This is a genomic window from Kitasatospora sp. NPDC096140 (assembly GCF_040303045.1).
In the GTDB taxonomy this organism is placed as follows: Bacteria; Actinomycetota; Actinomycetes; order Streptomycetales; family Streptomycetaceae; genus Kitasatospora.
The window spans coordinates 142825-155269 of sequence record NZ_JBEOUW010000012.1 but is presented as its reverse complement, the minus strand read 5'-3'; the positions used below and the strand labels follow the sequence as shown (position 1 = coordinate 155269).

The window sequence follows — 12445 nt, the reverse complement described above, 5'->3', positions numbered from 1 at the left end:
CGGGGCACCGGCGCGCCCTTCCGCCGCGGTCGGGAGGGTACGCCGGTGTGCCGCGCCGACACCCAGGGCCCGGCCCGAGACCGGGACCCGGCCGTCGGCCTAGCCGTCGGTCTAGGCGCCGGCCGGCGTCGGCTCGGGCAGCGGAACGACCGGGAAGTCGATCTCGGTCCGGCCGACCGAGTTGAACCAGTTGGTGAAGGAGTTCAGCGCGACCGCGCCGATGATCTCGCCGATCTCGCCGTCCCCGTAGCCGGCCGCGCGCACCTCGGCGAGGTCCTCGTCGGAGACGAAGCCCTTGCTGCGCAGGACGGTGCGGGCGAACCGCAGGGCCGCGGCCTCCTTCGGGTCGGCGGCCCCGGCGTGGCCGCCGGCGGCGAGGTCGGCCGGGCTGACGCCCGCTCGGGCGCCCAGGACGTGGTGGGCGGCGTAGCAGTAGTCACACGCGTTCTCGACGGCGGTGACCAGGGCGATCTGCTCCCGCAGGCCGGCGCCGAGGCGCCCCTTGGCCAGGGCGCCGCTGAAGGCCAGGTAGGCCTCCAGGACGGCGGGCGAGGAGGCCATGGCGCGCATCATGTTGGGCGTCACGCCGAGGGCCCGCTCGACCTTGTCGAGAAGGGCCTTGGCGGCGGGTTCGGCGGTCGCGGGGTCGATCGTGCCGAGTCGGGGCATGGCTGTGCTCTCCGTTCGCTGCGATTGACTTTCATTGGCAGTGCCAAGTGATTGTTGGCAGAGCCAAATATAGTTGGCACTGCCTAGAATGCAAGGGCGCACATCGCACGCCGACCACCCGACCCGAACGCCGGACAGACCCGAAGGCCGAGCGGACCCGACGGCCGGACGGACCCGTTGGCCGAGCCGCCCGGGCGGAAGGCCGACCAGAGGAGAGGACCGGACACCATGGCGGATCCGCTGCCCGGACTCTCCCCCAGCGAGCAACTGCTGATCGGGCTCACCCGACTCGGCCAGGCCGTCCGCCTCAGCACCTGGCACAACGCCGGCCCGGTCCGGCTCACCCCGCTCCAGGCCGACATCCTGCTGTTCCTGGCCGGCGACCGGCGGCCCCGCCGCCAGGGCGAGATCGTCATCGCACTCGCCTCCACCGCACCCACCGTCAGCGACGCCGTCCGCGCCCTCGTCGGCAAGGAACTGGTGGACCGTCAACGCGACCGGGCCGACTCGCGCGCCGTCACACTGGCCCTCACCGACGCCGGGCGCGCCGAGGCCGAACGCCTCGCCGTCGTCCCGCCGCCGCTCGGCGAGGCGCTCGCCGCCCTCGACGGGGCCACCGTGGCCGCGATGCTCCGCGGCACCACCACGATGATCCGCGCGCTCCAGCGCCATGGCGCCGTCCCGGTCTCCCGCACCTGCGTCACCTGCCGCTTCTACCGGCCCGACGCCCACCCCGAGGACCCGCGCGCACCGCACCACTGCGACTTCGTCGACGCCCCGTTCGGCGACGGCCAGTTGCGCGTCGACTGCCCCGACCACGAGCCGGCGGCCCTCCCCGACGACGCCCGCGACGGCGCCCGCGACGACGGCCCCGTCCAGGAGCCGTCCGCGCTCCGGCACCGCGCCCCCGCCCGGGACCGGTCGGCGCTCCCCGACGCCGTGCACCAAACCGGGAGCAACCGGGCGCCCCGTGATTGAGTAGGCCTCATGAACCCGCAGACCTCCCGCCCCCTGCCCGAACAGCCGCTGCGCGTCGGTCTGATCGGCTACGGCCTGGCCGGCTCCGCCTTCCACGCGCCGCTGATCGCCACCACGCCGGGGCTGCGGCTGGACGCCGTGGTCACCGCCAACCCCGAGCGCCGCGAGCACCTGGCACGCGAACACCCGGGCGCCCGCGCCGTGGACACCCCCGAGCAGCTGCTCGCCGACCCGGACGCGCTCGACCTGGTCGTCATCGCCTCCCCCAACCGCACCCACGCCCCGCTCGCCCGCGCCGCCCTGCGGGCCGGCCTGGCCACCGTGGTGGACAAGCCGCTGGCCGGCACCGCCGCGGAGGCGCAGGAGCTCTGCCGGCTCGCCGAGGAGCGGGGCGTCCTGCTCTCCGTCTTCCAGAACCGGCGCTGGGACGGCGACTTCCTCACCGTCGGCCGCCTGGTGCGCGGCGGCGCGCTCGGCCGGGTGCACCGCTTCGAGTCCCGATTCGAGCGCTTCCGCCCCAAGCCCAAGCCGGGCTGGCGCGAGCTGGCCGACCCGTCCGAGGTCGGCGGCACCCTGTACGACCTGGGCAGTCACCTGGTCGACCAGGCGCTCACCCTGTTCGGACCGGTCGAGACGGTGTACGCGGAGATCGACGTGCGGCGCGACGGCGCGGTCGTGGACGACGACGCCTTCCTCGCCCTCACCCACGCCTCCGGCACCCGCTCGCACCTGTGGACCAGCGCCATCACCCCGCTGATCGGCCCCCGGCTGCGGGTGCTCGGCGACGCCGCCGGGTACGTCAAGCCCGGCATGGACCCGCAGGAAGCCGACCTGCGGGCCGGCCTGCGCCCCGACGGCACCCGCCCGTGGGGCGCCGACGAGCCCGGGCACTACGGCACCCTCGGCACGGACGAGTCCGCGATCTCCCTCCCGACCGACCCGGGCGACTACCCCGCCTACTACGCGGGCATCGCCGCCGCCCTGGCCGACCCGGGCACCCCGCCCCCGGTCGACCCGCGCGACGCGGTGGCCACCCTCACCGTCCTGGAGGCCGCCCGCACCTCCGCCGCCACCGGGACGGCGGTCCGCCTGGGCTGACGGGCACCCCGCGCAGGCTCCGGCAGGATCTGCCGCCCGCCGGAGCCTGCCGCTCCCGCCGACCCGCCTCCTAGGATGAGCGGATGAACAGTCAGCGGGGGCGGCAGATCAGCACCGACGAGCGTCGCGAACGCGAACGGGCGTGGTCCGCCGAGCAGAAGAAGCGCGAGAAGGCCTGGACCGCGGAGTTCACGAAGCGCCAGGAGGTCGTCGAGACCGAAGCCCGGGAACACCAGCGGACCGCGTCCATCGCCGCCGAACGGAAAGCCTGGGCAGAGGGCAAGCGGGCCGGGTCGATCGGCTACCTCGACGTCACCGGCCCCGACGACGAGCCCGTACGGATCGCCGTGGTGTGGCTCGGCCGCTTCCGGGCCACCCGCAAGCCGCTGGACGGCTACGACCCCGTCCCGCCCACCGACCTCAGCGGCGGTGGCGTCGAAGGACTCGTCCTGTTCGTCCTCTACGTCGTCCTCGTCGGCCTGAACGCCGGCCTCCGCTGGCTGGCCCTCCGGCTCGCCGACCGCCCGCGCTGGGCCGTCGGCGCCGCCGCGGGCCCCGACCGGGGCAAGGGCGGCGACAACAACGTCATCCTGCTGCGCAGCCGCAGCCGGCGCGCGGCCCTGCGGTTCGCCGCCGCCCTCGCCGACCGGGTCGAACGGGACGGAACCGCCGCCCTCACAACCCGATGACCTCCACCGCCGAACCCAGCCCCCGGAAGTCCGCCACGTTGCGCGTGTACAGCGGCAGCCCGTGGGCGGAGGCCACGGCGGCGATCATCAGGTCGATCCGACGCGGCCGCGGCTGCCGGCCGGCGGCGATGGTCAGGGTCACCAGCGTCCCGTAGCGGGCGGCGGCGGCCGCGTCGAAGGGCAGCGGATCGAAGTCGGCCATCGCCGCGCCCAGCACCTCCAGCCGGGCCGCCCGGCTCGCCGGGTCCCGGGCCATCGACACGCCCTGCTGCAACTCCGCGAACGTGATCGCGGTCAGCTCCGGCACCGCCGGCAGATCCGCCGGGTTGAGCAGCGCCAGGTCGATGTAGACACAGGTGTCCAGCACCCCGGCGGGCCGCCGCCGGGACGCCCTGCGGCGCTCAGCCACGCCGCCGCTCGAACGGGTCGTCGCCCTCGTCCCCCACCAGCTCCTCGGGTCCGAAGTACTCCTCGGCCTCCTTGCGCATCTGCTGGTAGTCCACCCGCGGCAGCTTCACGTGCCGCGCCACCAGCTCCTCCGCCGTGAGCCTCCGTCGCCCGGACACCGGCCGCAACTCCGCCACCTCGACCCCGTTCCTGGTGATGTGGAAGGTCTCCCCCGCCTCCACCGCGTCCATCACCGCGGCGGAGTTGTTCCGGAACTCCCGCTGGGTAATCGTCTTCATGCCATCCACGGTAGCCCCGCGTAGCACCGATGGCTACACCCCGCGCGTCCCCGCGAAAGCGCCTCCTGGCCGTGCCCCGTCCGCTAGGTTCGGGCACCGATGGTTTCACGCAGAGGGGGGCTTCTGCTCATGGCAGGCACCGACGACAAGGACCGGAACCCGTGGCTCTACGGCCAGGACGCACCGCCCACCCCGGGCCCGTCCGTGGCGGCGGAGGCGGAGGCGGAGGCGGGCGGGGGCACGCGTGTGTTTGTGGACGCCCGGGATGTGCCGTGACGGGATTCCGTACGCCGCGGGAACCCGGTGGGTCGTAGGATCGTCGTGCTGTACGTCCGGGAGCCGGCGAGACACTGAGGAGGGCACGGGCCGTGGCTGTTGTCGCGATGTTGCTCGGGCTGCTCCGGGTGCTGACCGGGAACCTGGTGAGCGAGAGCGGGTCGCTGGCGTCCGTTGCCGCCGTTGCTGCCGTGGCGCTGGTGGCCGGGGCGGTTGCCGGGGCGTTGGCCGGGGCCCGGCTCCTGGGGCCGCGGGCGCCGGCGGCGGTGCGCAGCGGGGTGCTGCGGCGCCGGGCGTTCCGTACGGCGTTCCTTCCGCAGCGTGATCCGGACGCCCGGGGCAGGCGACGCCCCAGGGCGCCGGGTGCGGCCCTGGCGGCCGCGTAAGCCCCGGTAGTTCCGTTCGTCTTCGCGGCCGTCCTCCGCCGACCACTCGTGTTCCGAGACCCCGGAGGGCTCGCTCCACCATGTCCGTACTCGCTGTTCTCGACCCGGCCGTCGCCGCCGCGCACGCCGTCGTCGCCGCCATCGCCCACGTCATGCCGACCGCGCTGGCGATCGTGCTGTTCACCGTTGCCGTCCGGCTCGCGCTGCACCCGTTGGCCCGGGCGGCGTCGCGCGGGGAGAAGGCCAGGACGCGGCTGGCGCCGCAGGTCGCCGCGCTGCGGAAGAAGCACGAGAAGCGCCCGGAGAAGTTGCAGGAGGCGCTGACCGAGATGTACCGGAAGGAGCAGGTGTCGCCGTTCGCGGGGTGCCTGCCGATGCTGGTGCAGATCCCGTTCTTCTCGGTGATGTACCGGCTGTTCACCACTCCGAACGACCTGCTCGACCACACCCTGTTCGGCGTGCCGCTGGGCCTGCACGTCGGCGGTGCGCACGGCGCCGGGCAGCTGGCGGTGTTCGGGCTGCTGTACGCGGGGCTGGCGGCGGTCGGGGTCGTCAACTTCCGCCGGGCCCGGCGTGCGACGGCCGCAGCCGCGGCGCAGCCCACCCCCCAGCCGGGGGCGGGGCTGCTGCCGTACCTGTCGTTCGGGTCGGTGCTGTTCGCGACGCTGGTGCCGGTGGCCGCCGCGCTCTACCTGCTGACGACGAGCGTGTGGTCGGCCGCCGAACGGGCGTGGCTGTACCGGGACGGGACGCAGGCCCCGGTGACGGCGCTCACCATCTAGCTCGGCCCGGCCCGGCCCGGCTCGGCCCAGCTCGGCCCGCCGTCCGGATCAGAAGTGGCGCAGCAGCTCGGGGAAGGCCCCGAGCCGGAGCGTCGCCGCGTCCGGGCCGAGCTCCTCGTGCTCCAGCACCCAGGTGTGCTCGTGCGGGATGTAGACGGTGCGCAGGCCGGCCCGGCGGGCGGGGGCGATGTCGGACTTGGGCGAGTTGCCGATCATCCAGGTGCGGTCCGGGTCGAGGTCGAGGTCCGCGGTGAGCTGCCGGTAGGTGTCGGCCGACTTCTCGGCCACGATGTGGATGCCCCGGAAGTGGTGGTCGATGGTGGACGCCGTCACCTTGCCCTGCTGCTCGTCCTGGTCGCCCTTGGTGAGCAGCAGCAGGTGGTGGCGGTCGGCGAGGGCGGTGAGGGTGTCGGCGACGCCGGGGATCAGCTCGACCTGCCGGCTGTTCAGCGGGGTGAGGAGTTCGTCGATGCGGGCGAGCTCCTCCGCGGAGGGGGTGCGGCCGTTCAGTTGCTGCAGGCAGTCGGCGAGGCTCTGCCGGAAGACGGTGGCGCCGTAGCCGAGGGTGGCCGAGTTGGCGGCTTCGATGCCGTCCAGGAGGGAGCGGGTGCGGTCCCGGTCGGCCGGGGTGGCGACCCAGTCCAGGAAGCCGTCGATGACCCGCTCGAAGAGGACGTTGTTCTCCCAGAGGGTGTCGTCGGCGTCGAAGATGAGGATCTGGTCGGTGTGCATCCGGTGGTCTCCAGGGCGAGGGTCGTCAGGTGGACGGGAGCGGGTGGCGGGCGGCGGGCGGCCGTCGGACGCGCGAGGGGCGTCAGACGGGCGCGGGGGCCGTCAGGCGGGCGGGAGCAGGCGGGCGACGCGGGCGAGGGTCTCGCGGAGGTTGTCCTCGGTGGTCCGCTGCACGGCCTCCTCGACGGTGAGCCATTCCAGCGGGGAGGCCGGGTTCTCCGGCCGGGCCCGGTCCGGGGTCCCGGTCGACAGGAGGAACCGCAGGTCGGCGTGCTCGTGGGCGGGCTCGACGGGTGAGGCCGGGACGGGGACCACGACGAGGTGGGCCAGAGCGGCGTCGGGCCACGGGGCGAGGTCGGCGAGGCCGGTCTCCTCCCGGCCCTCGCGCAGGGCGATGTCCAGCGGTCGGGTCTCCCCCGGGTCGCCGTGGCCGCCGACCTGCAGCCAGGCCTGCTGGCGGACGTGCCAGCGCAGCAGCACGCGGCGGGTCGGCGGGTGGACGATCAGCGCGGAGGCGGTGAAGTGGAGGGGGAAGGTGCCGCGGTTCCAGGGGTCGGCGGCGCCGAGGAGGCTGCGGGCGCGCTCGTGGTCGGCCGTCTCCTCCGGGCCCTGCGGTCGGTGGTCGTCCAGCAGTCGGGCCAGGTCGGGGCCGTACGACGGACTGCCCGTGGTCACCATGGATCTGTACTCCTCGTTCTGCTGCGGGCCCGGTCCGGGACTGTCGCCGCCGTCCCGGATCCGGCCGGACGGCTCCGAGGCGGGCCGGAACGGCCCTGGCCTGGTGACGTCGACGGGCCTGATGGCGTCGACGGGCCCGGTGACGTCATCGGGCTTGATGACGTCAACGGGCTTGCGGGGAACGGGTGGTCGGGCTCGGGGATTCCGGTTCCGGCGAACCCGCGAAGCCTAGCCCGGGGCTCGTCGGGGGCCCACCGGTTTTCGCCCGGCCGCACCGGCCATGCCGGCCGGTCCAGGGAGGTCGTGCCGGCCCGGTCCACGGGCGTCGTGCCGGCCCGGTCCACGGGCGTCCTGCCGGCCGGCCCGCAGGTGCCGTACCGGCTGGTCGGGGCGTTACCGGGAGGCCGTAGCCTGTGCTGATCGTCACGGGACAGGTGGAGGGATGTCGTCATGGTGGCTGCTCCGGCACTCGCCGAGCTGCGCGAGGTGTGCCAGCCGCAGGCCAAGCTGCAGAGCCGCAACGGTGAGCACTGGGCGGGTCGGCTGTACATGCGGGCGATCTCGCTGCGGACCACCCGGCAGCTGGTCCGCACCTCGGTCTCGCCGAACACCCTGACCTGGGTGATGGTGGTGTGCGGGGTCGGCGGCGGCGCGGCCCTGCTGATCCCGGGCCTGACCGGCGCGGCCCTGGCGGCCGTACTGTTCCAGCTGTTCCTGCTCTTCGACTGCGTGGACGGCGAAGTGGCGCGCTGGAAGCGCCAGTTCAGCATGGCCGGGGTGTACGTGGACCGGCTCGGCGCCTATCTGGCGGACGCCGCGCTGATGATCGGCGCGGGTGTCCGGGCGGCACGCGGCGGCTCGGAGCTGTGGGTGTCGGCGGGTCTGGCGGCCGCGCTGGGCGTGGTGCTGCTCAAGGCCTCGACGGACCTGGTGGACGTGGCCCGCGCCCGCAGCGGTCAACCGCCGGCGGACGAGGAGTCGACGCAGCCGCGTTCGCAGGGCATGGCGACGGCCCGCCGGCTCGCTTCGGTGTTCAAGATCCACCGGGTGACCAACGGCATCGAGGCCTCGCTGGTGCTGCTGGCGGCGGCCATGGTGGATTCCGGGCTCGGCAACCTGGACGCGACGCGGGCGACGCTCGCGGGGATCACGGTGATCACCTGGGGCATGGTGGTCGCGCACCTGGCATCGATCCTGTCGTCCTCGCGGCTGCGCTGAGCGCACCGCCCCGCGGCGGCACGGCCGGGCGCCCTCCCGGCACCGCAGGTGAGGCACCCCGGCAGCCGGGGTGAGGCGCCCCCGGCACCGCAGGTGAGGCGCCCCGGCAGCCGGGGTGAGACGCCCTCCCCCGCCCGGGGGAGGAGCGCCGGCGAAGCCCGTCGCCGGGTGGACGCGGCGGGCCGGGGCCCGGCGGGAGGGTAGGGGCATGACGACGCCCCAGCCCTCCGCCGACACCCGGCCCTCCTCCGCCGCCGCTCGCGCCCTCGCCGTCGTGCCCGCGCCGCCCCGGTGGGCCGTGCGCGCCGCCCACGTCGCGGCCGTCACAGCGCTGCCGGCCGGGCTGTGGCGGCTCGGGCTGGTCGCGGGCTGGCACGGCGGGTACACCGACGCGGGGTACCGGGCGATGGGATTCAGCGGGTGGGGCGCGGTGTGGCCGGTCTTCCTGAGCCTGTTCACGGAGGCGCTGGCCCTGCTCACCATCGGTCTGGTCCGCCCCTGGGGCACGGTGCCACCGCGCTGGGTCCCGTTCGTCGGCGGGCACCCGGTCAATCCTCGTGCGGTGGTCCTCGCGGCCTCGCTCGGCGCCGCCGGGCTGGCCGTGCTCTGGACGCCGTTCGCCGGGTGGTGGGCCATGCCGGGCACGGACATGACCCGGCTGGGCCACTTCCTGGTCGGCTTCCTCTACCTGCCCACCGTCGCCTGGGCCCCGCTGCTGGCCGCCGTGACGGTGTCGTACCACCGCCGCCACCGGGTCGCGGCGACGGCGCCGCTCCCCCGCTCGGCCTGACGGCCCGCCGGTATCGACGGGCTCGGAGACAGTGGCCCGCTGCCGACCGCTCCTGCACCGGCGCGCGCGGCGGAGCCCGGCCGTACGGCGACCCCGGACCGCACGGCGACGGCGGACCGTGCGGCGACGGCGCCGAGGTCCGCTAGCCCTTCTCGCCGCCCACGTCCCCGCCGCCGCCACCACTGCCACCGGCACCGCCACCGGCACCGGGCACGGAGTCGTCCCCGGTGCGGCCGTGGGCGGCGAGGACGGTGTCGAGCAGGCCGGGGAAGCGCCGCTCCAGGTCGACCGTGCGCAGTGCGGAGAAGCGCCGGTTGGCCTCCTCGCGCTGGCTGATCAGGCCGGATTCGCGCAGCACCTTGAAGTGGTGGCTGAGGGTCGAGGGCGCGACGTCCACCGGGAAGGTGCCGCAGGCCCGTTCGGGTTCGGCGCGCAGGACCCGGACGATGGTCATCCGGGTGGGGTCGGAGAGGGCGTGCAGGACGTCGAAGAGGTCGATCTCCTCGGTCGCGGGGTGGGCGAGCGCCGGTCGGCGGCGGGTGCTGCGAGGCATGGTCAGACCTCCCTGATCTGCGATGTTCGACATCCATAGAAATGGCGTGGTACCACTGTGCCGCGTCAATTTCGTAGTTCGTCGAACATCGTATCGGAGGGGGACCGACATGCGTGCACTGGTGATGACCGCGCCCGGCGGAGGCGAGAACTCGCAGATCCGGGAGGTCGAGGCACCGCGCCCCGGACCGGGGCAGGTGGCGATCGACGTCGCCTACGCCGGACTGAACTTCGTGGACGTGATGACCCGCCGCGGCGACGCCGCGTACGCCACCGAGTGGCCGCACCGACCGGGCAAGGAAGTGGCCGGAACGGTCCGGGAGGTCGGCGAGGGAGTCACCGGCCTGGCCGCGGGCGACCGGGTCGTGGCCGCTCCGGTCGGCGCCGGGCTCGCCGAGGTGGTCGTCGCGGAGGCCGCGCTCACCGTGCCGCTCCCGGACGGCGTGGCGCTGCGCGAGGCCGCCGCCGTACCGCTCGGCCTGGCCACCTCGGTGCTGCTGCTGACCGACGCCGGCCGCTTCGACGCCGGTGACACCGTCCTGGTGCACTCGGCGGGCGGCGGGATCGGCCACGCCGTCGCCCAACTCGTCCCGCTGCTCGGCGGCGGCCGGTTGATCGGCACCGTCGGTCGGCCGGAGAAGGCCGCCGCCGCGATCGCCTCCGGCTACGACCACGCCTTCGCCCGCGACGAGGCACTGCCCGAAGCGATCCGGACCGCCACCGGCGGCCGGGGCGTCGACCTCGTCCTCGACCCGCTGGGCACCGAGGCCCTGGAGCTCGACCTCACCGTGGCCGCCCCCGGCGCCCGGATCGTCCTGTTCGGCAACGCGGGCGGCGGAGCCGTCGCCGACCTGCCGCCGCTCGGGCGGCTGATGGCGGGCAACCTGACCGTCACCGGCTTCAGTCACCGCTTCCTGGCCGCCACCGCGCCGGAGCGCCTGGCCCGGGCCATCCGCCGGGCCGTCGACCTGATGGCCGACGGCGGCCTGAAGCTGCCGGTCACCGAACTGCCCGACCTGGCCGCCGTCCCGGCCGCCCACGACGCGATGGCGGACGGGCGGGCGACCGGGAAGTACGTGGTACGGGTGGGCGGTTGAGCCCACCGGGCGCGGCGGACCTGGGCGCCGCGAGCCCGGGCGCCGTGAGCCCGGGCACCGCGCAACTCTGACCCGGCGCGCCGGGAACACCCGCAGGGCCTTGCACGGGAAGTCGGTCTGGCCGACTTCCCGCGCAAGGCCCTCGGCGTCGGATGCCGGGGGCCAGGGGTGCCGGGCCCGGGGCCGGGGGGCATACCTTCCGCCCGGCCCGCGTTGGGGGCGGGCATGACCAAGATTCTGGTGATCGGCGCAAACGGCAGTGTGGGCAGGCACGTTGTGGCCTCGCTGGCCGAAGGCGGCCACGAGGTACGGGCGTTGGTGCGGGACCCCGCAAAGGTCGTGCTGCCCAAGGGAGTCGAGCCCGTACGGGGCGATCTGACCGCGCCGGAGAGCCTGGAGCCGGCACTGGCCGACGGGGTGGAGGCGGTGTACCTGATGTGGCCCGGGCTGCCCGTGGAGCCCCGGGTCGTCGAGCTGATCGCCCGGCACGCCGAGCGCGTGGTCTACCTGTCGGCGGACGTCGCCGACCTCGCGGACGACGAGCCGGCCGTGATCTTCCACCAGGAGATCGAGCGGCTGATCCGCCGGTCGGGCCTGGGCTGGACCTTCGTCCGGGCGATCGACTTCGCGGGCAACCTGCTCGCCTGGGCCGACCAGGTGCGGGAGGGCGTGGTCCGCTGGCCGTACGGGCAGGCGCGCCGTTCGCTGGTGCACGAGCGGGACATCGCGGACGTCGCGGTGCGGGCGCTCACCGAGGACGGGCACGACGGCGGCGCGTACGTGGTCACCGGGCCGCAGTCGCTCTCGCACGCCGAGCTGGCGCGGATCATCGGCGAGGAGCTGGGCACCGAGGTGCGGTGGGAGGAGCTGGCGCCGCAGACGGCCCGCGAGCGGCTGACGGCGGCCTGGGGGAACGCGGCGTTCGTGGACTCCCGACTGCGGGCCTGGGAGTCGTTCACACGCGCGCCGGAGCGGGTGACCGACACCGTGGAGCGGGTGCTGGGACGGCCGCCGCGCGACTTCCGCAGCTGGGTGCGGGACCACGCGGCGGACTTCCGCTAGGCGCCCGCCGTGCAGGTCGGGCCCAGCGCCGCGCGGGCCAGGCTCAGCGACTCACCTCAGGCGCCTCAGGAACCTCCGGCGCCTCAGGAACGTCAGGTACCTCAGGCGCCTCCGGCATCGCCGGCACCGCCAGCGCGTCGAGCCAGCGCAGCAGGCGGGCGCCCTCGCGGGTCATCACGTCCGGGTCGCGCAGGGCGTTGGCCAGCAGCGACATGCCCTGGTAGCCGGCGACCAGGGTGAGCGCCAGGTCGTCCGGATCGGGCAGGCCCAGCAGTCGGAACTGGCTCCCGACCCAGTCGAGCAGGCGCCGGATCACGGCGCCGGCCTCCGCGTCGAGGACCCCGTCGGCCCGCTTGTCGAGTTCGGCGGCGAGGGTGCCGGTCGGGCAGCCGAACCGGGCGGCGACGTCACGCTGGTCGATCCAGGCCCGGACCAGCGCCTTGAGGCGCTCCCGCGGGTCCTCCGACCGCTCCAGCGCGTCGGCCAGTTCGTCCAGGTGCGCGCCGTGCTCGGACAGTGCGGCGCGGACCAGCTCGTCCTTGGTCTTGAAGTAGTAGTAGACGTTCCCGACCGGGACGTCCGCCTCGCGCGCGATGTCGGCGAGGGTCGTGCGCTCGACGCCCTGCTCATGGAGGACGCGGGCCGCGGCCGCGGCGAGTCGCCGGCGCTTCTGCGACGCCCGGACACGTCGATTCACTGAGTCAGTCACCCAACTGACTATAGACAGCCGCCGGTGGCCGCGTGCTACGGTC

The 12445-nt window shown here is 74.8% G+C and carries 16 protein-coding genes; 9 read left to right on the top strand and 7 right to left on the bottom strand.

Translation table 11 applies throughout. The features are described from left to right. Positions 1-111 precede the first annotated feature (111 nt). Positions 112-669, bottom strand: coding sequence for a carboxymuconolactone decarboxylase family protein (locus ABT048_RS15415; RefSeq protein WP_350521865.1), 558 nt, complete (start codon positions 667-669; stop codon positions 112-114). Between the two features lie 228 nt (positions 670-897). On the opposite strand from ABT048_RS15415, the gene ABT048_RS15410 reads away from it, so the two are divergent. The 3 genes from ABT048_RS15410 (at position 898) to ABT048_RS15400 (ending at position 3434) form a co-directional block, all read left to right on the top strand. Beyond that, positions 898-1647, top strand: a complete 750-nt coding sequence (locus ABT048_RS15410; RefSeq protein WP_350521864.1) for a MarR family winged helix-turn-helix transcriptional regulator — start codon at positions 898-900, stop codon at positions 1645-1647. A gap of 9 nt (positions 1648-1656) precedes the next feature. Beyond that, a complete protein-coding gene (locus tag ABT048_RS15405; protein WP_350521863.1) occupies positions 1657-2745 on the top strand; it encodes a Gfo/Idh/MocA family oxidoreductase in 1089 nt (362 codons plus the stop codon). Positions 2746-2828: 83 nt separating this feature from the next. Next, positions 2829-3434, top strand: coding sequence for a hypothetical protein (locus tag ABT048_RS15400; protein WP_350521862.1), 606 nt, complete (start codon positions 2829-2831; stop codon positions 3432-3434). Here ABT048_RS15400 and ABT048_RS15395 read toward each other — a convergent pair. Then, positions 3421-3843 carry a type II toxin-antitoxin system VapC family toxin gene (locus ABT048_RS15395; protein ID WP_350521861.1) on the bottom strand — a complete coding sequence of 141 codons (423 nt, stop codon included), beginning with the start codon at positions 3841-3843 and terminating at the stop codon, positions 3421-3423. The two genes, ABT048_RS15400 and ABT048_RS15395, sit on opposite strands and share 14 nt — an antisense overlap. Continuing rightward, complete coding sequence (locus ABT048_RS15390) at positions 3836-4120, bottom strand: type II toxin-antitoxin system Phd/YefM family antitoxin (protein ID WP_063349249.1); 285 nt, start codon at positions 4118-4120, stop codon at positions 3836-3838. Before ABT048_RS15390 ends, ABT048_RS15395 begins: the two co-directional genes overlap by 8 nt. Before the next feature lie 368 nt (positions 4121-4488). Between ABT048_RS15390 and ABT048_RS15385 the strand changes: the two genes are divergently transcribed. Together ABT048_RS15385 and ABT048_RS15380 are read left to right on the top strand one after the other, a co-directional pair. Beyond that, positions 4489-4782 carry a DUF6412 domain-containing protein gene (locus ABT048_RS15385; protein ID WP_350521860.1) on the top strand — a complete coding sequence of 98 codons (294 nt, stop codon included), beginning with the start codon at positions 4489-4491 and terminating at the stop codon, positions 4780-4782. An 80-nt stretch (positions 4783-4862) separates the two neighbouring features. Beyond that, positions 4863-5564, top strand: a complete 702-nt coding sequence (locus tag ABT048_RS15380) for a YidC/Oxa1 family membrane protein insertase (protein WP_350521859.1) — start codon at positions 4863-4865, stop codon at positions 5562-5564. Positions 5565-5612: 48 nt separating this feature from the next. Here the strand turns inward: ABT048_RS15380 and ABT048_RS15375 are convergent, their stop codons facing one another. Both ABT048_RS15375 and ABT048_RS15370 read right to left on the bottom strand, forming a co-directional pair. Next, positions 5613-6296 carry an HAD family hydrolase gene (locus ABT048_RS15375; RefSeq protein ID WP_350521858.1) on the bottom strand — a complete coding sequence of 228 codons (684 nt, stop codon included), beginning with the start codon at positions 6294-6296 and terminating at the stop codon, positions 5613-5615. Between the two features lie 102 nt (positions 6297-6398). Then, complete coding sequence (locus tag ABT048_RS15370) at positions 6399-6974, bottom strand: NUDIX hydrolase (RefSeq protein ID WP_350521857.1); 576 nt, start codon at positions 6972-6974, stop codon at positions 6399-6401. 450 nt (positions 6975-7424) lie between these two features. Here ABT048_RS15370 and ABT048_RS15365 point away from each other — a divergent pair, with 450 nt between their 5' ends. Further along, on the top strand, positions 7425-8192 hold the full coding sequence (locus ABT048_RS15365) for a CDP-alcohol phosphatidyltransferase family protein (protein ID WP_350521856.1): 768 nt from the start codon (positions 7425-7427) through the stop codon (positions 8190-8192). Positions 8193-8400: 208 nt separating this feature from the next. Further along, positions 8401-8982, top strand: a complete 582-nt coding sequence (locus tag ABT048_RS15360; protein ID WP_350521855.1) for a hypothetical protein — start codon at positions 8401-8403, stop codon at positions 8980-8982. 142 nt (positions 8983-9124) lie between these two features. On the opposite strand, the gene ABT048_RS15355 is transcribed toward ABT048_RS15360, so the two are convergent. Then, a complete protein-coding gene (locus ABT048_RS15355) occupies positions 9125-9535 on the bottom strand; it encodes an ArsR/SmtB family transcription factor (RefSeq protein WP_350521854.1) in 411 nt (136 codons plus the stop codon). Positions 9536-9644: 109 nt separating this feature from the next. On the opposite strand from ABT048_RS15355, the gene ABT048_RS15350 reads away from it, so the two are divergent. Together ABT048_RS15350 and ABT048_RS15345 are read left to right on the top strand one after the other, a co-directional pair. After that, a complete protein-coding gene (locus tag ABT048_RS15350; protein WP_350521853.1) occupies positions 9645-10631 on the top strand; it encodes a quinone oxidoreductase family protein in 987 nt (328 codons plus the stop codon). 225 nt (positions 10632-10856) lie between these two features. Then, a complete protein-coding gene (locus tag ABT048_RS15345) occupies positions 10857-11693 on the top strand; it encodes an NmrA family NAD(P)-binding protein (RefSeq protein WP_350521852.1) in 837 nt (278 codons plus the stop codon). A 43-nt stretch (positions 11694-11736) separates the two neighbouring features. On the opposite strand, the gene ABT048_RS15340 is transcribed toward ABT048_RS15345, so the two are convergent. Next, entirely contained in the window at positions 11737-12402 is a 666-nt protein-coding gene (locus ABT048_RS15340; protein WP_350521851.1) for a TetR/AcrR family transcriptional regulator, read from the bottom strand. Positions 12403-12445 lie beyond the last annotated feature (43 nt).

Excerpts from the sequence above, each read along its gene's own strand:
- ABT048_RS15365 (WP_350521856.1), top strand. The coding sequence starts at position 7,425 with ATGGTGGCTGCTCCGGCACTCGCCGAGCTGCGCGAGGTGTGCCAGCCG.
- ABT048_RS15390 (WP_063349249.1), bottom strand. The coding sequence starts at position 4,120 with ATGAAGACGATTACCCAGCGGGAGTTCCGGAACAACTCCGCCGCGGTG.
- ABT048_RS15415 (WP_350521865.1), bottom strand. The coding sequence starts at position 669 with ATGCCCCGACTCGGCACGATCGACCCCGCGACCGCCGAACCCGCCGCC.
- ABT048_RS15405 (WP_350521863.1), top strand. The coding sequence starts at position 1,657 with ATGAACCCGCAGACCTCCCGCCCCCTGCCCGAACAGCCGCTGCGCGTC.
- ABT048_RS15380 (WP_350521859.1), top strand. The coding sequence starts at position 4,863 with ATGTCCGTACTCGCTGTTCTCGACCCGGCCGTCGCCGCCGCGCACGCC.
- ABT048_RS15355 (WP_350521854.1), bottom strand. The coding sequence starts at position 9,535 with ATGCCTCGCAGCACCCGCCGCCGACCGGCGCTCGCCCACCCCGCGACC.
- ABT048_RS15370 (WP_350521857.1), bottom strand. The coding sequence starts at position 6,974 with ATGGTGACCACGGGCAGTCCGTCGTACGGCCCCGACCTGGCCCGACTG.
- ABT048_RS15410 (WP_350521864.1), top strand. The coding sequence starts at position 898 with ATGGCGGATCCGCTGCCCGGACTCTCCCCCAGCGAGCAACTGCTGATC.
- ABT048_RS15400 (WP_350521862.1), top strand. The coding sequence starts at position 2,829 with ATGAACAGTCAGCGGGGGCGGCAGATCAGCACCGACGAGCGTCGCGAA.
- ABT048_RS15375 (WP_350521858.1), bottom strand. The coding sequence starts at position 6,296 with ATGCACACCGACCAGATCCTCATCTTCGACGCCGACGACACCCTCTGG.
- ABT048_RS15360 (WP_350521855.1), top strand. The coding sequence starts at position 8,401 with ATGACGACGCCCCAGCCCTCCGCCGACACCCGGCCCTCCTCCGCCGCC.
- ABT048_RS15350 (WP_350521853.1), top strand. The coding sequence starts at position 9,645 with ATGCGTGCACTGGTGATGACCGCGCCCGGCGGAGGCGAGAACTCGCAG.
- ABT048_RS15345 (WP_350521852.1), top strand. The coding sequence starts at position 10,857 with ATGACCAAGATTCTGGTGATCGGCGCAAACGGCAGTGTGGGCAGGCAC.